Below are 22,608 nucleotides of genomic sequence, written 5' to 3'. Positions count from 1 at the left end.
TGGATTCCTGTGGTGGGATGGCTTCATGTCGGTGTCGGTTCTCCGGAGTCAGCGCTGGCGCGCGGCGAGTGCGAGCAACTGGTCGCGTCCCTGCGACTGCCTTGCCTGCGCATTGGCGATCTGGGCCACCAGACCGGTTTTTCCTGCTCGTGCGGGTTCGCCCGCGTCGGCGCTGCCGCCCGGGCGTGGCGGGGCCGCCTCCAGCGGCGCCTCGGGGCCCCGGTATTCCTTGGCGCCCTGCTGGACCTGTCCCGCTTCGGACTTGATGGTGAAGCGGATCGTGCGCTTGGCCTTGACGTCGCTGCCATCGGCGTCGCGCAGCTTCAGGCCCCGGATGACCTTTTCGTATTCGCTCACCGAGGCGCCGCCGGAGAGCACCATGGTGCCGGTGCCGGCGTCGAATACCGACGTGATATTCGGCGAGGAGACCGTCAGTGCCAGCCGGTCGCGTTCCGGCACCAGCCCATCGTCGATGCGCACCACCGCCGAGACCAGCCGCACCGTGTCCTTGTCGGCCGTGCTGCCGTCGGCCTGGCGCACGTTGATCGAAAAGCCGGCGCCGATATCGCTCGCGCCGAAGGTCTCGCCGAAGCGCGTGCTGCCGCTGGCGCTGGCGCCGGTTTCGATCTCGATGACGCTGGCGCGCACCGTGTCCTGGCCAGGCAGGCCGGTGGCAGGCAGTCCGGCCGCCAGCGCCGGAGCGGGAACGCCGGCGGCGACCAGCGGCACGCCGGGCGCCAGCACGCTGCTGTCGAGCGGCGCCGGTCCCTGCACGCCGGCCGGGGCGGCGTCCGGCGCCAGGGGAGCGGCAACGACGGGCGGGGCCACCGGCGCGGTGCTGCCGGCAGCGTTGGCGTCGGCGGCCAGCAGCGGTTCGGTGACGGGCAAGGTGTCCGGCGTGAAGACGATGCCGGCATCGTTCAAGGTCACGGCGCGCGTGCCGGCGCCGCCCACATTGCCGGCGGCATCGGTCAGGCGCGTGACGATGCTCCAGCCGGTGCTGTGCGCACCGCTATCGACCGCGTTCCATCCGGTGCCGCTGACGGCCGCCGGCACCCAGCTCGCGCCGCCATCGAAGCTCACCTCCAGCAGTTCGCCGCCGGCCAGCGGCGCCGAGATGGTGCCGCTCACGGTACGCCCTGCCCCGCCATCGGTGGTGACAAAGTCGCCGGCGGTATCGGTATCGCGCTCCATGCCGACGATGGCGACCGTTTGCCCGGGCGCGCTGGTGTCGACGCGCAGGCCGTAAGCGCCGGATGCGGCGCCGGCGCGCGACGTCGCGCTGTTTTCCACGCGCGCGGTGTAGCTATAGCTGGCGCCATCGGCCAGGCCGCTGTCGGTGTAGCTCCAGGCGGTGCCGCTCACGCTGGCGGTGCCGATGCGCACGCCGTCGCGGTACACCGCCACGACCTCGTTGGCGCCCAGCGCCGCCGACAGGGAGCCCGCCAGGCCAGGCGCGCTGTCGTTGGTGACGCCGCCGTTGGCTACCGTACCGGTCACCGGACCGACATCGTCGGCGATCGCGGTAATGATCACGCTTTGCGCCGGCGCGCCCAGGTCGATGCTGATGCTGTATGGGCCGGACGCCTCGCTGTTGATGCCGGTGACGCTGTTTTCCACGCGCGCCGTATAGCTATAGGTGATGCCGTCCGCCAGGCCGCTGTCGGCGTAGGTCCATCCGGTGCCGCTGACACTGGCGTTGCCGATGCGCGCGCCATTGCGGAAGACCGCGACCACCTCGTTGGGGCCCGGCGCCACGGCCAGCGTGCCGGCGACCAGCGGCGTGGTGTCGTTGCTGGTGCCGCCGCTGGCGACCGTGCCCGTCGACGGCGCCGCATCGTCGGTGATACTGGCAATGCCGACCGATTGCACGGGCGCTGCCTGCAGCTCGACCGCACGCGTCGCCGCGCCGCCGGTATTGCCGGCCGCGTCGACGATGCGGGTGGCGATGGTCCAGTTGGCGCTGTGGGCGGTCGCATCGACGGCCGACCAGCCGGTGCCGCTGACGCTCGCCCCAACCCAGCTTGCGCCGTTGTCGAAGCTGACCTGCAGCACCTCGCCGCCGCCCAGTGCGGACGACAGCGTGCCGCTGACGGTGCGTCCTGCCGCCCCATCGGCGGTAATGAAGTCGGCTGGCACGCCGGTGTCGCGCGTCATCGACACGATGGCCACGGCCTGCGCGGGTGCGCTGGCGTCCACGGTCAGCCCATAGGCGCCGGATGCGGCGCCGGCCAGGGTGGTGGCCAGGTTCTCGACCTGCGCCGTGTAGCTGTAGGTGGCGCCGTCAGCCAGGCCGGCGTCGGCGAAGCTCCAGGCGCCGCCGCTCACACTGGCGTTGCCGAGACGCGTACCGTTGCGGTAGACCGCCAGCACTTCGCTCGTGCCCAGCGGGGCCGAGATGGTGCCGCTCACGCCGGGCGCGCTGTCGTTGGTGATGCCGCCGTTGGCGACCGTGCCGGTATTCGCCGCGACATCGTCGGCGATGGCGGTAATGGCCACCGTCTGGGCCGGCGCACCGGCCAGCACCACCTCGCGGCTGACCACCGGGCCGACGTTGCCGGCGCTGTCGACGATGCGGGCCGAGATGGTCCAGTTGCCGCCGTGCGCCGTGCTGTCGGTGCCGGACCAGGCGCTGCCGGTCACGCTGGCGACGCTCCATGTGGCGCCGCCGTCATGGCTGATCTCAAGCACCTCGCCGGTGTCCAGCGGCGCTGTCAGCGTGCCGCTGACCACGCGCCCCGCCGCGCCATCGCTGGTGACGAAGTCGCCTTGCACGCCGGTGTCGCGCGTCATGGCGGCGATCGCGACGCCCTGCGCCGGCGCGGCGGTATCGACCGCGATGGCGTACGCGTTCGACGGCGTACCGGCCGACGGGGTGGCGGTGTTCTCGATGCGCGCCGTGTAGCTGTACGTCGTGCCGTTGGCCAGGCCGCTGTCGGCATAGCTCCAGGTGGTGCCGTTCACGCTGGCGTTGCCGACCTTGACGCCGTCGCGCAGCACAGCCACCACCTCGTTCGCGCCGAGGGAGGCTGACAAGGTGCCGGAAATCGCAGGCGCACTGTCATTGGTCACGCCACCGCTGGCGACCACGCCGGTCACACGCGCCACGTCGTCGGTCACCGCCGTGATGGCGACGGTCGTTGCGGCGCCTCCTTGCAGCACCACGTTCTGGCTGGCCGCGCCGCCGGCATTGCCGGCTGCGTCGACGATGCGGCTGCTGATGGTCCAGTTGGCGCCGTGGGCGATGCCGTCGATCGCCGTCCAGGCGCTGCCGTCGACAGTGGCGCTAACCCAGTTTGCACCGCCGTCGAAGCTCAACTCAAGTACCTCGCCGCCCGCAAGCGGACTGCCCAGGGTGCCGGCCACGGTGCGTCCCGCCGCCCCGTCGGTGGTGACGAAGTCGCCGGGAGTGCCGGTGTCGCGCGTCATCGAGACGATCGTCACGGCCTGCGCCGGCGCACCGGTGTCGACGACGATGGCGTACGCGCCCGATGCGGCGCCGGCCGTGCCGGCCACGGTATTTTCCACCTGCGCGGTGTAGCTGTAGCCGGCGCCGTCGAGCAGGCCGCTGTCGGCGTAGGTCCAACCGGTGCCGGTGACGGTGGCGTCGCCGAGGCGCACGCCATTGCGGTACACGCCGACGACGTCGTTCGCGCCCAGCGCAGCGGAAATGGTGCCGGCCAGCGCCGGCGCGCTGTCGTTGGTGGCGCCGCCGTTGGCGACCGTGCCGGTGCGCGGCGCGACGTCGTCGGTGACGGAGACGATCGCCACCGTCTGCGCCGGCGCCCCGGCCAGCACCACGGCGCGGTTGACCGCCTGGCCGGCATTGCCGGCGCTGTCGGTGATGCGCGCGGAAATGGTCCAGTTGGCGTTGTGCGCGCCGTTGTCGGTGCTGGTCCAGGCGGTATTGGTGACGCTGGCGGCGCTCCAGTTGGTGCCGCCATCGTGGCTGATCTCCAGCACTTCGCCGGCTGCCAGCGGTGCCGACAAGGTGCCGCTGACGACGCGCCCGGCAGCGCCGTCGCTGGTGATGAAGTCGCCCGCCACGCCGCTGTCGCGCGTCATGGAGACAATCGCCGGCGTCTGCGCCGGTGCACTGGTGTCGATCACGATGGCGTACGCGCCGGACGCCGTGCCGGCGGTGCCGGCCAGCGTGTTCTCGACCTGCGCAGTGTAGCTGTAGGTCACAGCGTCGGCCAGGCCGCTGTCGGCATAGGTCCAGCCGGTGCCGGTGACGGTAGCGTCGCCGAGGCGCACGCCATTGCGGTACACGCCGACGACGTCGTTCGCGCCCAGCGCAGCGGAGATGGTGCCGGCCAGCGCCGGCGCGTTGTCGTTGGTGGCGCCGCCGTTGGCGACCGCGCCGGTGCGCGGCGCGACGTCGTCGGTGACGGAGACGATCGCCACCGTCTGCGCCGGCGCGCCGGCCAGCACCACGGCGCGGTTGACCGCCTGGCCGGCATTGCCGGCGCTGTCGGTGATGCGCGCGGAAATGGTCCAGTTGGCGTTGTGCGCGCCGTTGTCGGTGCTGGTCCAGGCGGTATTGGTGACGCTGGCGGCGCTCCAGTTGGTGCCGCCGTCGTGGCTGATCTCCAGCACTTCGCCGGCTGCCAGCGGCGCCGACAAGGTGCCGCTGACGACGCGCCCGGCAGCGCCGTCGCTGGTGATGAAGTCGCCCGCCACGCCGCTGTCGCGCGTCATCGAGACAATCGCCGGCGTCTGCGCCGGTGCACTGGTGTCGATCACGATGGCGTACGCGCCGGACGCCGTGCCGGCGGTGCCGGCCAGCGTGTTCTCGACCTGCGCAGTGTAGCTGTAGGTCACAGCGTCGGCCAGGCCGCTGTCGGCATAGGTCCAGCCGGCGCCGTTCACGCTGGCGTTGCCTGCCTTGACGCCGTTGCGGTAGATGGCGACGACCTCGTTGGCGTTCAGGCCCGCCGAGAGGGTGCCGGCCAGCGCCGGCGCGCTGTCGTTGGTGGCGCCGCCGTTGGCGACCGTGCCGGTGAGCGGCGCCGCATCGTCGGTCACGGAGGTAATCGCCACCGTCTGACCGGGCACGTTGGCGTTGAGGCTGACGTTGACCGTGGCCGTGGCGCTGGCGGCGGCATTGCCGGCGTCGTCGCGCGCGCTGAAGGCAAACGTGCGTGCGCCTGCCGTCACGGCCACGGCATCGTTGCGGTAGACGACGTCGCGCGCCACCGCCTGCGCTTCGGCAGCGCTCATGGCGGCAAAATCGTAGCGCTGGAGCGAGAACACGCCTGCGGAATACGCGATGTTTACGCGCACGCCGCCCACCAGCACGTCGGTGCGGGTGACAACCGTGTCGCTGCCGTCGGCGGCAACGGCCGTGCTGCCGAAGACCAGCTTTTCGCCGGCGCCGTCGGCCAGCCCGCCCACGGTCAGCGTGACCCTGAGCACCCGGTCGCTCGCCTCGACCAGCGCCAGCGGGTCGGCGCCGTCGTCCAGGCTGACCGCGCCGCCGTTGGTGCTGGTGACGCTGCGGTCGAGCGTGGCGCCGTTCGATGGCGCCAGGTCGATCGCCGGCGCGATCAGGTCCTGCACGGTCAGTTCGTTGCTGCTGCTGTCGGTGAAGACGTTGCCGGCAATGTCGCGGATGGTCGCCACCACCTGGTACACGCCGTCGAAACCGGCGCCGGCGCTGGCCGGTGTGAGCGCGTCGGCATCGGGAATCTGGAGCGTCCAGGCGCCGCCAAGGACGCTCAGGCGGCCATCGCCGGCAAGGTAAGTTTTTCCGTTGACGCTGACGGCGAGCGTTTCGCCGGCGCCCAGCGTGACGCTGCCGGTAATCTGCGGCGTGCTGTCGGAGGTGACCTGCGGATGGACCACGCTCACGGCACCTGCCGGCGCCGCCGTGTCGATCACCACCGTCTGCGTGGCGATCGCGCCCACGCCGACCTGCGCGCTCAGGACGTAGCTGCCGTCGGCCAGCGTGCTGCCCTGGAAGTCGTAGCGCCAGGCGCCGCCGGCGTCGGCGGTGACGGTCAAGCCGTTGGCAAAGACGTTGCCGCCCGCGCCGGGACCGCTCATCGCCAGCTTGACCACGGCCCCCGGCGCCGCGCTGCCGTGGAACACCAGCGTATTGTCGGAGGTGATGAAGTCGCCCGCGATCGCGCTGTCGGTGCCGATGCTGTCGATGGTGGCGTTGGCGCCTGCGATGCTCTTGTCGTGCAGGACCGTGGCCACGGCCACGTACGGCGTGCCGCCGGCGTCGAGGTACGTGGCGGTGACGGTGACGGTGCCGTTGACCAGCCCGCGCAGGTTGGCCGGGGCGAGCTGCCATGCGTTGCCGTTGACGGTGGCGCTGTCGGCCAGCGTGGTCACGCCGTCGGTGATGGTGATCGACAGCGTGGCGCCATCGGGCACGCCGACGGTGGTGCCGCGCAGGATCACGCTGGTGTCTTCGCTGGCGACCAGGATGCCGTCCGGCGTATTGCTGCCGGTGTAATCGAGTTCGGTGGTAATCGCAATCACCGGCGCCGTCGTGTCGACCACCATGGCCTTGCTGCCGGTGGCGCTGTTGCCGGCCAGGTCGGTGCCGCTGGCGGTGACGGTCAGCGCGGCGCCGTTGGCGAACGATACCGGCCCGCCGCTGCCCGAGGGGATGGCCACGCCGGTGTCGACGCTCCAGGTGCCGTCCGCCGCCACGGTGGTGGCGTAGGTAAAGGTGCCGCCGCCGCTGACGGCCACCTCGACCGCGATCGCGCGCTCCGCTTCGATGTCGGTGGTGCCGCGCAGGACCGGCGTGGTATCGGCCGTCTTGTAGTTGGTGGTGATGCCGATGTCGGCGCGCGTATCGATCACGATCGCCTGGCTGACGGTACTGGTCACGCCCGACGCATCGGTGACGGCCGCGCGCAGGGTGTAGCTGCCGTCGGCCAGGCCCGCTTGCGCGCTACGGTCGACCGACCAGGCGCCGCCGGCGGCACTGGCCAGCTGGCGGAACACCTCGGCGCCGCTGCTGTCGGACAGGGTCACGGTCACCATGGTGCCGCTGGTGGCCGTGCCGTTGAAGACCAGCGTGCTGTCGTTGGTGAGGAAGTCGCCGCCAGCGCCCGTGTCGTTGGCGATGCCGCCAATGGCCAGCGCGCGGGCGTCGATCGCCACCACCTGGGTACTGAGCGCGCCGTTGCCGCCCACGGTGGTGGCGGCGGTCAGGGTGTAGCTGCCGTTGGCCAGCGTGGTGCCGCTGTAGTTGAAGGTCCACACGCCGGTCACGGGATCGGCCACCGGCGTGCCGATCACGGCGCCGTTCAGGCGCAAGGTGACGGTCGCTCCCAGCGCCGCGCTGCCGCTGAACGAGAGGTTGCGGTTGTTGGTGATGAAGTCCGCCGGCGTGCCGGTATCGGGGCTGATCGCCACGATCGACGTCGCCACCACGCTGGCGGCGTTGCCGGCCGGGTCGGCGGCAGTGGCGATGATGATGCTGTCGGCCGGGGTCGGAATCGCCGACTGCACGCGCCAGCTGCCGTCGGCCTGCACGGTGGTGGTGTAGGTCGCTTCCACCGCGCCGGTGCGGTCGCTGTCGATGGTCACGGTGACGGTGGAGCCGGCGCCAAGGCCGCTGCTGGTGCCGGTGATCAGCGGCAGGCTGCTGCCCACGCTGGCCCCGGCGGTGATGTTGAGCACCGGCGCCGTCTTGTCGTGGACGACGGTGGTGCTGGTGCTGGCGTTGTTGGCGGTGGCCGGATTGCGGTCCGGGTCGACCACCGCCGCCACCGTCAGGGTGCCGTCGTTCAGGGCCGACAGGTTCATGCCGGTGACGCTCCAGCTGCCGTCGTCGGCCACGGTGGCGGTGGCGCTCGGGTCGGCGGTGGCGTTGTCGCCGTCCGAGATGGTGACCGTCACCTGTCCGCCCACGCTGTTCACCGCGCGCCCCTTGATGACGACGCTGTCGTCTTCCGTGGCGTTGATCAGGCCATTCGCGTCGACCACCTCGGTGATCGAGATCGATGGCGTGCCGCTCACCAGCAACAGGGTCGGCTGGGTCACGTCGCTGACGGTGTAGAAGGTGCCGGCGCCGGCGCCGACGGTATCGGTCAGTTGCGCCCTGACGATCAGGGTGCCGTTGTTGAAGCTCTTGATCACCGCTTCGGTCAGCACGGCGCTCCAGGTGCCGTTGACGTTGCGGGTCAGGGTCACGCCGGCATCGAGATTGGTCTTGGTGTTTACGCCATCGGTGATCGACAGGGTCAGGCTGCCGCTGGCCGTGGTCTTGGTATTGGCAAACGTGCCGCCGATGGTCACGCCGCCGATGATGTCGCCGCTGCCAATCGTCGTGTCGCCGGCGCCGGTGCCGGTAATGCTCGTAATCGTGACCACCGGCGGATTGGTGTTGGGCGTCTGGTAGGCCACCGTCTGTTCGGCGTTGGCCACCTTGTTGCCGGCCGTGTCGGTGGCGCCGGAGGATGCGGTGACCTTCACCGTGCCGTTGCCGCTCAAGCCGAGCGTAGTCGTAAAGTCGCCATTGGCGTCCACGGTGGCGGTCAGCCCGCTCTGCGGATAGTCGGTGACCAGCGAGATGACCGTGCCGGCCGGCAGATTGGCGTTGCCGGTGACGACAGGGTTGCTGGTCTTGATGATCGATGGCGTGGTCAGGATGATCTGCGGCGCGATCTTGTCGTGGATGACGCTCTTGGTCGCGCTGGTGCCGAGCACCGTCGCGGTCACGGTCAGGCCCGCGCTGTTCAGTCCCTGCAGATTGAAGGCGTTGCCGTCGTTGGCCGTGCCGGCGCCGGACGAGGACAGGGTATAGCTGCCGTTGGCCGCCACCGTGGCGGTCTTGGTGTATTCGAGCGTGCCGTCCGATATCCTGATGACTACCTGGGTGCCCTGCGCCACGTTGGTGGTGGTGCCGCTGACGATCACCGAATCGTCTTCGGCGATGTTGAAGATGCCGTCGCCGAGGATGATGTTGGCCAGGCTGCCGCCGCTGGCAATCGTGGTTTCGATGCCGGTCAGGTCGTTCGCCGAGGTGCCGATGGTGATGCCCGGGATGACCACGCTCAGGTTTTGCGTGTTGCTGGCACTTTGCCCGCTGGCGTCGGGCGGCGTGCTGGCCGTCACCACCGCGCTGCCCGACAGGCCGGCCACCGGCATCGAACCGGCCACCGGTTGTGCGCTGCCGGCGGTATCGAGGCTCCAGTTGCCGCTGCCGTCGGTCGGCACCGAATAGGTGATGCGGTCGGCCGTGCCGTTGCCGGCCGGGTCGATGGTCAGGGTGATGAAGCCGTTCGGCACCGACGAGGTGCCGGTGAAGGCCGGCTTGGGCACGGTGACCGTGACGTTGTCGTCGTTGGGACCGTCGTTGTCGATGATGTCGATGCTCGGCCCGCCGATGATGACCAGTTCGGCGCTGGTGGTATCGGCCACGGTGGCGCCGCCGCGCGTGACTTGGGCCACGATCTGGTAGGTCTGGTCGGGCGCGAGCGCACCCAGCGTGCCGCCGCCGACCTTGATGGCGCTGGCCAGGTCGACGCTCCAGGTGTTCCCGGCCGGCGCCAGGTTGTAGGTGGCCAGCAGGGTCACGCCGTCGTTTTCATACAGCTTGACGGTGAGCGCGTCGCCCGCCACGTTGGTCCAGCTGCCGCCGATGGTTGGACTGGTCGAACCGGTGCTCTGGCTGGTGACGGTGGGCCGGTTCAGGGCCACCGCGCTGGCCAGGTTGCCGGCGGCGTCGGTGGCCGAAGCGGTGATCCTGGTGGTCGCAGTCAAGCCGCCCGGCGGCAGGCTGCCCGACGCCGGCGTGGCGGTCGCGGTGTTCAGGGTCCAGGCGCCGCCGGCCACCACCACCTGGTACAGCACATTGGCGGTGCCGGGGTTGTTGTCCGGGTCGAGCGTCAGGCTCACCACCGCGCCGTCGGGCAGGTCGGCCGTGCCGCCCAGGGTGGGCGTGCCGGCGGGAGTGGTGGCCAGCTGGTCGATGGAGACCAGCGGCGCGGTCTTATCGAGCAGCACGGTGGCCGTATCGGTCACGGTGCTGCCGTTTTCGGTGACCGAGGCATTCACGGTCAGCGTGCCTTCCGCCAGGCCGGCGAGGTTGACGTTGGCGACGCTCCAGGTATTGAGTCCGCCCGTGCCCGCGATCACGGTGGCGCTGGCGTTGGTCGACCCGGCGGCGCTGTCGGTGATGGTCAGGCTGACGGTGGCGCCCACGCCGGCCTTGGTGCTGCCCGACAGCGTGACCGCCGATGCTTCGGCGGACCCGGGCGCGCCGGCCAGCTTGCCGTCGCCGACCGGTTCGCCGATGGCGATCGAGAGCCCGTCCGGCACCGGATTGGCGGCCGACATGGGCGAGGTGAACGCGCCCAGCGCGGCGAAGGTGGCGTTCTTGTCGTAGGCGGCCCCTACCCCGTTCAAGTCGCCGTTAATGGGGCCGGTCTGGGTCTGGGTGAAGCTGATGTACTGCACCACCGTGTCCTTGCCGTAGTTGGCGATGCCGGACGGCCCGCGCGGGCCGGCCACGCCGCTGCGGTCGCTGAGGGAAGGCTTGGCCAGCACGGTGGCGATGTCGGCGATCGGCACGCGCCAGTTGATGAACACGTCGGTGCCGCCGGCGCCGCTCAGGTTGCTGTTGCTGCTGCCGGCTGCCGGCACAGCGGCCGGTCCCCAGTCCGGATCGTTCAGCGCCGATACCGCCACCACCGCGTAGTTCGATGGCGTAAAGGCGTACACGCCGTTGTTCGGCAGCCAGCCGGTCGGCAGGGCCGAGGTGGAGGTGGTGTTGGGCGAGACGTTGGCGCCGGTGCCCGGATCGAGCAGGCGCACCGCCTGGCCGTTGTTGCGGCCGTCGACCGAGAAGAACAGGTCGACCCGGCCATCGAGGTTGGCGTCCATGCCGACGATGGCCACGCCCGAAAAACTGGTGGCGCTGGTCGGATTGTCGATCCGCATGCGGAACACCAGGGTGTCGTCGCCGGTGCTGGCGGTGCCCTTGTCGTCGTAGGCGGTGTAGAGCGAGCCGTGGGCGGTGTCGCCGATGATGTCGGTGTCGGCCGCGCCGGCCTGGGTATCGTTGAAGGGGTCGCGCACCGGGCCTTTCATGATCGTCGTCCAGCCGGTGGAGCCGCTCAGGTTGATCGTGGCCAGGCGGTTGGCGTAGCTGGCCGGCTCGCCCACGCCGTCGCTGAACAGCGCGGGGGCGGCGATCGCGCCGCTGCTGTATTCGAGCGTCCAGTCGGCGCCGGCGCCTGTCGCATTGGTGGACGCGGCCACGTCGGCGCCGGTCAGCTGCGCCAGGCGCGCGGCCAGGGCCACGCCTTGTGCGCTGGCGGCGACATCGCAACCGTAGACGAGGATGTCGGCTTCGGCCGTCAAGGCCTGCGCCCAGGCGGCCACCTGGGCGGCGCGGGCGTCGAGCGTGGCGCCGCTCAAGGCTTGCCCGGGCAGGTCGATGAAGCCGTCGGCCCCGTGCGACACAAGGTGGATGGCGCCGATGTCGCTGCGGCCGGCGAGGATGTCGCTGATCTGGTCGATGCCGTCGCGTCCCGCCGCCAGTGCGATCACGTCGGCGCTGGCGCCGAAGGCCTGGCGGATCCGCGCCGGGTCGGCCACTTCGGGCGAGATGAAGACGATCTGGGCCGGCCCGGCCGGCGCCTCGACCCCGGCGGGCGGCGGCGCCGCCGTGGCCGCATCCCAGGACACCATCCCGGCGCCGTCGAACAGCATGCGTGGTTCGAGGGCGGACAGTTCAACATGGCGCTTCAGGCCGGAGCTGCGGTTCGTCGACATCGGATCTTCCGTTAGAAAATACCGGTCGTGCACGCGGGCAGACGGCCGGTCAAAAAATCTGGACACGGTTTGTTGGGTGTCAACGGAAGCAAATATAGCGCAGTTTTTGCGACGTGCAGGAGGGAGATTCGACGAAAAAGGCAATACTGTCGCGTACGCCACACGGTATTGCCAGATCGATAAAATAGCGCTGCATCGCAGCATGGGACGGCGCTTAATCGGTGCCGATCACGGCAATGCCCAGGTACTTCTGCAAGTCGGCCCGGCGGCGGCCCTCAGTCCAGCGGCACCTGCTGGCCATCGACCGACAGCAGCGGCGCGTCGCGGCTGCCGCCCAGGACGAGCGCGCGGTTGTTGCAGCCGATGTCGATCACGACCAGGAACTCGGCGCTCCTGGCCGGCGCCAGGGTCTGGAAAGCGCCGTGCACCTGCTTCGGCCCGGCCGCGACCGCCGGGGCGTCGAAGTGGGCAAAAGCGGCGGGCGTGAGCGAACGCAGGCACAGGCTCCGGTCCTGGTTGACGATCCTGACCATCCTGTCGCCGGTCAGGTCCATGTTCGAGACAGCATGCATATTCCATTCGAAGATACGCGCTACGGCCGAACTGAGCTTGTCGCGCACGACCACCACGTCCTTGCCGCGCAGGTACCAGACCCGGCGCACCGCCGACCCGATGGCGCTGCCGTAGGCTGCGGCGGCGCTGCCGCTCGCGCTGTCGAGCGTGGGGGTGGTGCGGAAGTCGGAAATGGCGCCGTTCCAGCCGAGCGACTGCGGATCGTCGTTCACGCCCAGCTTCTGGCCCAGGCCGCCATCGTAGGTGACGGCGTTGTGCGCGCGGGTCTGGCGATACCAGGCCGCCGCCTGCACCGACCCGAAGGTATCGCCTTTGCCGGCCTCGATCAGCAAGGGGCGCCCGCCGCTGTGGATCACCAGGCTGTTCTGGTCGGCGTGGCTGTGATTGTACGAGCCGTAGGGACTCGATTTGAAGTAGACCGAGGTGCGCCGGGCGGCCGGATCGGTGATCTTGCTGTGCATGGCGACCCAGCCGATGCTCGGGTAGTGGGCCGCGTCCGCCGGCGGCGTGGGCACGATGCTGCCCGGCGCCGTGAGCGGCGCCTGCAAGCCGGTCAGCGCATTGACGCGCTCGCCGAGGGTTTGCGCATACCATGCCGCCACCGGCGACGGCACCAGCTGGGCATACGACTTGAGCAGGTAGGGAACCGGCGCGATTTCATGCTCGTCGCCGAACACGTGGGTGGGCGCGCCGGCCGGATCGAAGTGCGCCATGAATTGCGCGAAATTGATCGACCACGGCTTGGCGAACAGGTTCACGCCGCTGGCGGCGGCGATCGGCAGCCAGGTCTGGGCATAGCCGGCGGCGCTGTATTCGCCATAGGCGGTGCCGTTGGCAAAACCGCCGTCGGCGCCGCCCCATGGCGAAATCGCGTTCGCGTAGCCGCGCAAGGCGTAGTCGAACCAGGTTTCGGCGGCCGGGATGCGGTCCAGCGCCAGGGTGGCGATGGCGCTCAGCATGCCGTAATTGGTGCTGCCGTGCGAATTGAAGGGATACTGGCCGGCCGTTGTTGCCGGAGATGCTGGCGTAGATGACGGCGCTGCGCCGCTCCACCGAGCCAAGCCAGCGCGCCCGGGTGGCGGCATCGAGATCGGCGCCGAGCAGGTCGACCGCCTTGACCAGGGTCAGCGCGATCAGGCGCGTGGCCTGGTCCTGGTTCACGTAACTGGTGGGGCCCTCGGGATCGAGGGCGGCCAGTTCGTTGCCGCGCTTGATCGCTTCGGCGCGGTTGGCTGCGGCCACGGACGCGCTGTCGGTGCTGCGCACGCGCCACAGCAGGGCCGCCGTTTCGAGCTGGCGCGCCAGCGCGTTGATCGCATGGCGGATCGCGGCGCTCTGGAGGTCGTACTCGGGCGTGCGCGGGTTGGAATAGCGGTGCGGCCAGTTGGCGTCGAGCGCGACGGGCAGCTTGCCGGTGTTGAACGTGACTTCATTCTGCAGGCTCGCGCGCAGCTTGATGCGCTCCGCCGGCAGCGCCAGGAAGGGGTTGGTGGCCAGCTCCCCCGGCAGCGAGCGCACCGGGGGACGCGCGCGGATGATTTTCTTCACGGCCGCTTCGTTCGGCACCACGAAGGGAAGCGCGGCGGCGGCGTCGATCCTGAACGCGCGCGGATCGGTCCATACCGTGTCTTCCCTGGCCCGCACGCGCCAGGTGTAGCTGTCCGGGGCGAAGGCGGCGTCGGGCAACAACCAGTTGCGCGCGACCTGGAAGCGGCGCGTACTGCCGCCCGCGCCCGTCACTTCCACCTCATACCCGGAGGCGGGTTTTCCGTTGATGAACTTTTGCGCCCAGGTAAATCCGGGTGGATTCTGGCCTTGCACCTGGTCGCCCTCGGGCGCCGGGCGCACCATGGCGAGCGAGGTGCCGATGGCCCAATCGGCATACGCGGGCGCGCTCATGACACCGGCGCACAAGAGCAGGGAACGACACTGGCGGGACGAAAGGAAGGACATGCAGGACTCCGTGGTAAAGGGTGAACTGAGGCGATGGTGCAAGCCAGTGTATTGCGGAAATACCCATATTGTCACCAAGTTAAGATCGCCTGGCAATCGTATTGCCTGTGAGTGTTTCTTCCTGAGCAAGTCGGGGTGACTGGGAGTAAAATCTGGCCCACCTCATGCCGCTCTCATCGATCATGCAACGTCTACTCGTGCTTCTGTTGGCTTCCCTGGCGCTGCTGACCTTGAGGATGGACAGCAGCGCCAGCCCGGTGCGCGCGCTCCATCCGGCGCTGGCCGCCCTGCCCGCCGAACTCGTGTGGGCATGGGAACGGCCGGAAGACCTGCGCTGGCTGCCGGCCGATGTGGGCGTGGCGTATGTGGGCGCGACCGTCCTGCTGCAGGGCGGGCAGGCCCAGGTCTACCGCCGCGCCGCCCCGCTGCTGCTGGCGCCCGGCGCGGCGCGCGTGCCGGTGCTGCATGTGGATGTGTCGTGGCGCAAGCCGCCCGTGCTGAGCGAGGCCCAGGGCCGGCGCATTGCCGACGAACTGCTGCGCCTGGCCGCCCAGGCCAACAGGCAGGTGGTGCAGCTCGATTTCGAAGTGCGCCGCTCGCAGCGCCCCTTCCTGGCGCGCACCATCGGCGACATCCGCGCCCGCCTCGATCCCTCGATCGCGCTGTCGGTCACGGCGCTGGCCTCGTGGTGCCTGGACGATTACTGGCTGCACGACATCGCCGCCGACGAAGTGGTGCCGATGGCCTTCCGCATGGGCCAGGCGCAGCATGCGCTGCGCGCGCGCCTGCTGCAACAGGGCGGCTTCACGCGCGCGCGCTGCGGCGCGGCGATCGGCTTTGCCACCGACGAAGCCATGATGGCCGTGCGCGAAGGCCGCCACTATTACTTTTCACCGCAAGCCTGGAGCGCCGCGCGCTGGCAGGCCTTGCGCGACACGCCCCGTTCAACCATTCCATCGAGACTGTAATCATGCGTCTATCCCGCACCTGCTCCCTGCTCGCTTCCGCCCTGCTGTGGCTATCCGCCGTGCCGGCCTCGGCCAGCGGTGACGACTTTTACCGGACCAGCCGCTTCGCGTCCGAATTCCAGCCCGCCAACGCCGAGCTGTTTGCAGCCGGTAAGCTGGGCGTCGTGCCCGGCAGCTACTGGCGCCTCTATCACTACCTGGCCTACCAGGCGGCGCGCGGACGGCCGCTGAACAAACAGCAGGTGGCGGCGCTCAAGATCGATACCTGGCATGTGGGCACGGCCAGCGAGTGGAACAATGCGACCGACGACAGTCCCGGCCCGTCCAGCTGGCTGGCCGCGCGCGCCCCGCTGGCGGCGCAACTGGGGCTGCCGTCCGTGGCGCAATTCGATGTGAACGCCGTCGCCACCCAGGGCGACCCGTACCTGAATTGCCATCCGGATGCGTTCAGGCAAGCCGGCCTCACCATGGCGGCGCGCGCCGCGCTCGCCCCCGCCGGCAAGCCGGACCCCTGGTTCAAGCTGTGGCTGCAAGGCCAGGATGCGGTGTTCGCCAACTGCGAGGAGCCGCGCCACGAGTGGGACAAGCCGGTGCCGAAACGGGTGGTCAAGCTGCCGCCGCCGCTGCCGGCCGACGCCCCCGCCTGGCTGCGCCAGGACCACGCCTACCAGAGCGCCGCCGCCCATTTCTACGCGCGCCACTTCGACCAGGCGCGCACGCAGTTCCTCGACATTGCGCGCGACGCGGCCTCGCCCTGGCACGCGCTCGCGCCCTACCTTGCCGCGCGCACGCTGATCCGCAAGGCCACGCTGGACTTCCCGCTGGGCGAGCAGCCACCGGCGCGCGCACGTCTCGATGCGCTGGCGCAGGCGAAAAAGGAACTCGATGCATTGGCGCAGACATCGGCGCCGGCCAGGCAGATGGCGACCCTGGCCGAGGCCCGCCTGGACCCTGCGGCGCGCCTGGCGAGCCTGGCGCGCGCGCTCGACAACGATCCTTTCGGACCCGACACGGCGCGCATGCTGAGCGACTACCTGGTGCTGATGGACAAACTGCCGCGCAGCGTGACCATGGCCGCGCAGGAACCGCTGACGGTGTGGATCGCCAGCATGCAAGCCGATGCGGTGCTGGAACAATGGGCGTCCGAACGCAGCCTGCTGTTGCAGGCCCAGCGCGTGGGCGCGCTCGAGACCCTGCGCAAAAGCTGGCTCAAGCAGGGCGACGCGCTCTGGCTGGCGCCGCTGCTCAGCCTGGCACGGGCGAACGAGCTGAGCACGGCCGAGCGCAGCGCCGCCGCCGCCGTGCCGGCCGGGCATCCGCTGTACCAGACTGTGCAGTACCACCTGGCGCGCCTGGCGCTGGCCGAGCAGCAAGGCGAGCGCGCCGACAAGGACCTCGACCGCCTGCTGGCGAGCCAGGGCAAGCAGATGTCGGTGGCCACCAGCAACCGCTTCCTGGCGCTCAAGATGATCTCGGCCGGCACGCTGGACGACTTCCTGCGGGCGGCGCCGCGCCGCATCGACCCGCTCGAGCGCGGCGAGGCAATCGACGCGCCCGCGGCCAGGACGGGCGAGAGCGCGACCGATGACGATTTCGAGGTCGCCGTGTGGCGCCATCTGCCGATGGCCAGGCTGAAGGTACTGCGCGCGCACCCGCTGCTGCCGCCGGCCTTTCAAGCCAGGCTGGAAGAAAGCATGCTGGCGCGCGCCCTGATCGCGGGCGACGAGGAAACGGCGCTGGGCTTGCTCGACGCCGTCGCCAGGCCGCGCAAGAGCACCGCGCATCTGTACCAGCGCTACCGCAAGGCGCAGAGCGGCGCCGAGCGCAAGCTGGCCGGCGCGCTGATCCTGGTCAACACGCCGGAACTGCACCCGGCGCTGTTCGACAAGGACGAGAAAAAACGCTACTGGGGTTGCCGCAAGGAGTGGGGCGATTCGGCCGGGATGGAGCGCCAGGGCGCGCCGGCCCCGCGCTTCCTGAGCGCGCAGCAGACGCTCGACGCGGTCAAGGAGCAGGATGCGCTGCTGCGCCTGCCCCTGCGCACGGAATTTCTCGCGCCCACCCTGCTGGCATGGGCGCGCACCAGGCCGGCCGATGAAGAAGCGCCGAAAGCGCTGCATTTCCTGGTGGCCTCGACGCGCATGGAGTGCCCCTACGGCACCGACGTGCCGGAAGCGCAGCAACTGCGCGCACGCTACTCGCGCGAGGCGTACGAAGTCGCGCACAAGTACTATCCGGCCAGCAAATGGACCAAGGCCACCAGGTACTACTATTGACCAGGCGCTTATGACGTGAAGTCGCCACCGGCGGTGGTGAAGTGGATGTTGGACTCGGTGATGAAACGCAGCAGTATCGATACGCCGATGCCCCAGAACACCGGACCGCCGCCGCCGGCCCAGTTGTTGGATCCATCGATGCCGCCGCCATGGTTGCCGGTCAGGGACAAGTTGTCGTAGTTGCGGATGCGGTTCGGCCCGTCCCAGATATGGGCCGCTTCGATGCGCGCGCCGGGGCTGGCGTTATACAGGACGAACACGCGGTCCAGGGTCACCCGCTTGTCGTCCGTGATCACCGGCGTGGGAATGGCGAAGTGAAACCAGTTGCTCTGGTTGGCCGCGCCACGGAAGATGGCGCCGGAGCCGACGCGCAACCCTGTCACATCGGTCCAGGGCACGCCATTGACCAGACGCAAACGCGTATTGCCGGGAATTTCGACCTGGGCCACGTAGCCCGGAACCCACATTGCTTGCTTTGCCATGTCATTCTCCTCATCGCCGTTTTAGGGGACAGGCAGGAACGCACGCAGCGTCACCTGGACCTGGCCCCAGCGTAAGGGACGCGATGAGGGCATTGTTTGGCCGGTGTCAGCGCGCCGCCTGCGCCCGCACAGCGCCGGCGTGGCGTGCCGCACGGCATTCAGGCGCCGCCTGCAAGCTCCTCGCGCAACTGCATCAGCAACTCGCCCAGGCGGTTCCGGCCCTTGCCGTTCGGGCCGATGCCCCAGTAACTGTCGTAAGGCGAGTCTTCGACCAGGCGTTTCTTGCCGGTGCCGAGCAGCAGCGCGCGCAGGGCGGGATCCTGGAACTTCTGGCGCAGGCCGCGCAGCATGATGCTTTCTTTCACCTCGTCCCAGTCGCGCCGGATCGGCGTGGCGCGGCTCTGGCCGAGGTCCTTGGCCTGCTTGGGCGAGCCGCAGCCGAGGATGCGCTGGAACTGCGCACTGCCCTCGAATTTCATGGCCTGGAAATAATGCTCCATCGTGCGCCAGGCGTGGCCGTCGAGCGAGAACGGACTGCCGGCAAAGTTGGACAAGGCCGCGTAGCGCCCCTCCCTGCCGAAAAAGTAAATATCCTTGGCCATCGCCCGGTCGAAAGAAATGTTATTGGATCGATATTATAATCGCTGGCCGCGCGATGCCCGATCGCGTGACGACCACAATACACAATACGAAGGAGTGATGCATGCCCTTGTTCGATTTGCCCAGTCTCGCCGGCGCGCTGCCGGCCGCGTGGCAATCCCATGTACTGGGCCAGGTTGGCCCGGCCCGCCTCAAGGTACTCAGGATGGACGAGATGACTTACGGGGAGGAAACGCACGACTATAACGAAGCGCTGCTGGTACTGTCCGGACAGATGCTGCTGGAGGTGCAAGGCGCGCCAGTGACGGTGGCGGCCGGCGCCATGTACCTGGTCGAAGCGGGCACGGGCCACGCAGTGCTGGCCGGCAGCCACGGCACGCTGATGATTGTCGATGTATAGCCGGCAGCCTGCCAGCAGCCTGCGGCCCTGGCGTGGTCGATGCGCGCATGCGCTGCGCAGGCATAGCGTTTACTGTTTGCTCGGTAATGCCCCGGTATCGCGCGCCAGGTCCTCCACCCGTTGCAGGTTCATTTTCGCCACGCAAGTGAGCCGCCTCGAATCGCGCGCATTGCCGGCGCCGCCGCCGACCAGCGCCATGTCGAGTTCGCACTGGGCCTGGCGGTAAGCGCTGAAGGCGGCGTTCGATGCCTGCAACTTTGTCCGTGCGACCTTGATGTAGCGGTCCCATTCATCCCATCGCCCGATGGCGGCGGCGGCCTCGGCCTCCGCTTTTTTCAGCGCCAGCGCGCTCTTGGCGACCACCTTGACCAGGCATTCGTGCTTGCCGGCCATCGAATACTGCTCGCAGTCGTCGAGCGGGTCGACTGGCGGCGCCGTCTCGGCCGCGCCGGCTTGCAAGGCCAGTAGCGGCGCGGCAAGCAACACCAGCAGCACCAGCAGCAGCGTGGCGGCGCCACGACGGATCGCGACGGGATGACCGGTGTGGGTTTTCTCAAGATGCATGCAGCGGCTTTCTCAACGGGTTCAGGCGTCCGATGTCGACGCGCCGGCAAGGATATCACTTGGGATGATCATCATGCTCACATTTCAAATATTGCCTGAACTGCAAACGAGATCCCGCGCCTGACCCCTTTTTTCCTCGCGCTCCGTTTAAGCTGGCAAGGACGCCGTCACGGTCCCGGCCCGGCAGTATCCCCTGCCGCCCTTTTCTCTCGATCAAGCAAGGAAACCATGATGGACCTGACACCCGCGGCGCGCCTCGCCTGCTGCATTACCCTGCTCGCCCTGATGGCGGCATGCTCCAAAAAAGAAGAATCACGCCTGCAGGAAAGCGCGGCCGCCGCCCCGATGGCGGACAACGTGGCCGCGCCGGCGCCCGCGGCCGCGATGCGCAGCGCCGCCAGCGACGACAAGCCGGCAGTCGCGGCGAGGACCGTCACCACGGCCGGCATGGCCCAGCAACTGGCCGGCGGCAGCCCCGTCTACAGCGACAGCGAGCGCAAGTTCATCCGCACCGCCAGTGCGAACTTCCGCGTCAAGGATGTGTACGTCGCCGCGCTCGGCATCGAAGACACGGTCGCCAGCCATGGCGGCTTCGTGGTCAAGAACGAGATCGGTAGCGGCAGCCTGCGCACCGAGCGCCAGCCCATCGGCAACGGCAAACTGATCGAGCTCAACGAATACACGGTGCAGGGGCAACTGCTGGTGCGCGTGCCCAGCGCCAGGACACAGGAATTCCTGCGCGCCATTGCCGGCCATGTTGTGTTTCTGGACGAACGCAAATACGCCGCGCACGATGCGCAGTTCGACCTGCTGCGCCAGCAACTGGAGGCGCAGCGCAGCCAGGAAACCCAGGCCGAACTGGGCGACGCGATCAGGGAAGGCGGCAAGCTGGCGCAGCGAACCGATGCGATCGCCATGCGCGGCGACGCCAGGGGGGCGCGCGATGCCGCCCTTCTGGCAAAGAAAGAGTTCGAGGACCAGGTCGCCTTCAGCACCATCGCGCTGAGCTTGCGCCAGCCCTCGCGCGTGCTGCAAAGCGAGCTGGTGGACGTGGACAGCGCATTGCGCCAGTTGCGCCCGGGCTTTGCCAGCCAGCTGAAACAGCGCTTGCGCGGCGGCTGGGAAGGCACGCTCGACGTGTTGCTGGCGCTGGCGGGCTTGTGGCCGCTGTGGCTGGTAGCCGCCCTGGGCGCCGCACCGGTCTGGCGAGCCTTGCGCCGCAGCAAGAAAGACATCGCGCAAGCCTGACCTCCGCACGGTGATGGGGTGGAAATCGATGAAGAAAGTTGAATCCGATCGGCAAGCCGGCGCGTATCTGGTGATGCGCTCCCGCGATCCGGGTGATTTTTTCATAAGAAACGAGGCCACCATGCACACTGTTCCCTTCACCAAGCTCCTGCTCGCTTCCGCCATCGCCATGACCCTGGCCGCCTGCGGCGGCGACGACGACGCCCCTGCCCCGCTGCCGCCGGTGGTGCAGCCCGTGGTGGAAGCGGGCGACACGGTCATGCTGACCGCAAGCGGCCGCATCGTCTCGCTCAACGCCGACAATACCGTGCGGACCAATGTGGCGCTGTCGGGCCTGCAAGCGTCCGAGACTCTGGTCGGCATCGATTTCCGTCCGCTGGACGGCCAGTTGTACGGCGTGGGCAGCAGCGGGCGCATCTACACGATCGACGCCAGCACGGGCGCGGCCACGATGCGCTCGACCATCGCGGCCGATGCCGCCGACAGCAGCGCGCCGTTCACGGCCCTGGCCGGCAGCGACTTCGCGGTCGACTTCAACCCGGCCGCCGACCGCCTGCGCGTGGTCGGCGACAGCGGCCAGAACCTGCGCATCAACGTCGATTCGGGCGCGGCCACCACCGACGGCAACATCAACGGCGGCCCGGCATCGGCCAGAATCACCTCGGGCGCGTACACCAACGCCTTCGCCGGCACCAGCGCCACCACCCTGTTCGTGATCGACGCCGCCGGCAGCACGCTGTACACCCAGAACCCGCCCAACAACGGTACCCTGAGCGTCCCGGTCGCGCTGGGCGTGACGGCCAGCGCGGTCGGCGGCTTCGACATCGACGCGCGCACCAATCGCGGCCTGGCCGTGCTGACCGTGGGCGGCAAGGCTGGCCTGTACGCGATCAACCTGGCGGCCACGGCCAACCCGGCCACGCTGGTCGCCGCGCTCGACCTGGCCGACGCCGTCAAGGGCCTGGCCGTGCGCACGCCGGCAGCGCCGGTGGTGCTGGGGCTGACCGACAGCGCGCGCCTGGTGTCCTTCAAGCCGCAAACGCCAGGCAAATTCGATACCGATGTCGCCATCACCGGCATGAACAGCGGCGAAAAACTGCTCGGCTTCGATATCCGGCCGAAGGATGGCTTGCTATACGGAATTACCTCCGCCGCCCGCATCGTCACCATCGATACCAGGACCGGCGTGGCGACGCTCAAGACCACCCTGGCCGCCGACGTGGCCGATACGACGCTGCCGTTCAGCGCGATCGCCGGCAGCGAGTTCGTTGTCGATTTCAACCCGCTGGCCGACCGCCTGCGCGTGATCGGTAACAGCGGCCAGAGCCTGCGCATCAATGTGGACACGGGCGCGACCACGACCGACGGCACCATCAACCGCGCCGGCGCTTCTCCGGTGGTAGCGGCCGGCGCCTACACCAACAGCTTTGCGGGCACCACGGCGACCATGCTGTTCGTGCTCGACAGCGCCAGCGACCAGCTGGCGCTGGTCAATCCGCCCAACGACGGCACGCTGAGCAATGTCGGTGCGGTCGGAATCGATGTGGTGGGTGACGGCAGCATGGATATCGCGGGCGGCGCCAACGGCCTGGTGCTGGCGGCCTTGCGCGGCGCGGCGACGGGGCCGGCCTCGCTGTACCGGGTCGACCTTGCCACCGGCGCGGCAGTGCCGTTCAATGGCGCGGCAATGCCGGCGAATTCGGTGATCGGCGCGGGCGGCGTGGCCGTGCTCGATATTGCGGTGTCGCTGAAGTAATGGACGGTGCCGGGGGCGCGGCGAAAGCGCCCCCGGCATG

General features: G+C 69.3%; 10 protein-coding genes. 5 read left to right on the top strand and 5 right to left on the bottom strand.

Annotation, left to right across the window (positions count from 1 at the left end):
* Window positions 1-48 precede the first annotated feature (48 nt).
* Both EJB06_RS23565 and EJB06_RS23560 read right to left on the bottom strand, forming a co-directional pair.
* Window positions 49-11,748, bottom strand: a complete 11,700-nt coding sequence (locus tag EJB06_RS23565; RefSeq protein WP_164558014.1) for an Ig-like domain-containing protein — start codon at window positions 11,746-11,748, stop codon at window positions 49-51.
* A gap of 275 nt (window positions 11,749-12,023) precedes the next feature.
* Window positions 12,024-13,382 carry a heparinase II/III domain-containing protein gene (locus EJB06_RS23560; RefSeq protein WP_164558013.1) on the bottom strand — a complete coding sequence of 453 codons (1,359 nt, stop codon included), beginning with the start codon at window positions 13,380-13,382 and terminating at the stop codon, window positions 12,024-12,026.
* A gap of 1,074 nt (window positions 13,383-14,456) precedes the next feature.
* On the opposite strand from EJB06_RS23560, the gene EJB06_RS23555 reads away from it, so the two are divergent.
* Together EJB06_RS23555 and EJB06_RS23550 are read left to right on the top strand one after the other, a co-directional pair.
* Complete coding sequence (locus tag EJB06_RS23555; RefSeq protein ID WP_126076465.1) at window positions 14,457-15,242, top strand: hypothetical protein; 786 nt, start codon at window positions 14,457-14,459, stop codon at window positions 15,240-15,242.
* Window positions 15,243-15,244: 2 nt separating this feature from the next.
* Complete coding sequence (locus EJB06_RS23550) at window positions 15,245-17,518, top strand: hypothetical protein (protein ID WP_126076464.1); 2,274 nt, start codon at window positions 15,245-15,247, stop codon at window positions 17,516-17,518.
* 8 nt (window positions 17,519-17,526) lie between these two features.
* On the opposite strand, the gene EJB06_RS23545 is transcribed toward EJB06_RS23550, so the two are convergent.
* A complete protein-coding gene (locus tag EJB06_RS23545; RefSeq protein WP_126076463.1) occupies window positions 17,527-18,000 on the bottom strand; it encodes a DUF6623 family protein in 474 nt (157 codons plus the stop codon).
* A gap of 158 nt (window positions 18,001-18,158) precedes the next feature.
* Complete coding sequence (ybiA, locus tag EJB06_RS23540; protein ID WP_126076462.1) at window positions 18,159-18,602, bottom strand: riboflavin biosynthesis intermediates N-glycosidase; 444 nt, start codon at window positions 18,600-18,602, stop codon at window positions 18,159-18,161.
* A 101-nt stretch (window positions 18,603-18,703) separates the two neighbouring features.
* On the opposite strand from ybiA, the gene EJB06_RS23535 reads away from it, so the two are divergent.
* Window positions 18,704-19,000 (top strand): cupin domain-containing protein, encoded by a 297-nt coding sequence (locus tag EJB06_RS23535; RefSeq protein ID WP_126076461.1) that lies wholly within the window; start codon window positions 18,704-18,706, stop codon window positions 18,998-19,000.
* 69 nt (window positions 19,001-19,069) lie between these two features.
* Here the strand turns inward: EJB06_RS23535 and EJB06_RS23530 are convergent, their stop codons facing one another.
* Window positions 19,070-19,564 (bottom strand): lysozyme inhibitor LprI family protein, encoded by a 495-nt coding sequence (locus EJB06_RS23530; protein WP_126076460.1) that lies wholly within the window; start codon window positions 19,562-19,564, stop codon window positions 19,070-19,072.
* A 231-nt stretch (window positions 19,565-19,795) separates the two neighbouring features.
* On the opposite strand from EJB06_RS23530, the gene EJB06_RS23525 reads away from it, so the two are divergent.
* Window positions 19,796-20,812, top strand: coding sequence for a DUF4349 domain-containing protein (locus EJB06_RS23525; protein ID WP_164558012.1), 1,017 nt, complete (start codon window positions 19,796-19,798; stop codon window positions 20,810-20,812).
* 121 nt (window positions 20,813-20,933) lie between these two features.
* Window positions 20,934-22,568: a DUF4394 domain-containing protein gene (locus tag EJB06_RS23520; RefSeq protein ID WP_126076458.1), complete on the top strand. Its 1,635-nt coding sequence runs from the start codon at window positions 20,934-20,936 to the stop codon at window positions 22,566-22,568.
* The last annotated feature ends 40 nt before the right edge of the window (window positions 22,569-22,608 follow it).

It is taken from the genome of Massilia atriviolacea (genome assembly GCF_003953935.1).
In the GTDB taxonomy this organism is placed as follows: Bacteria; Pseudomonadota; Gammaproteobacteria; order Burkholderiales; family Burkholderiaceae_D; genus Telluria_A; species Telluria_A atriviolacea.
The sequence above is the reverse complement of the archived record's forward strand: the minus strand, read 5'-3'. Positions and strand labels throughout refer to the sequence as shown.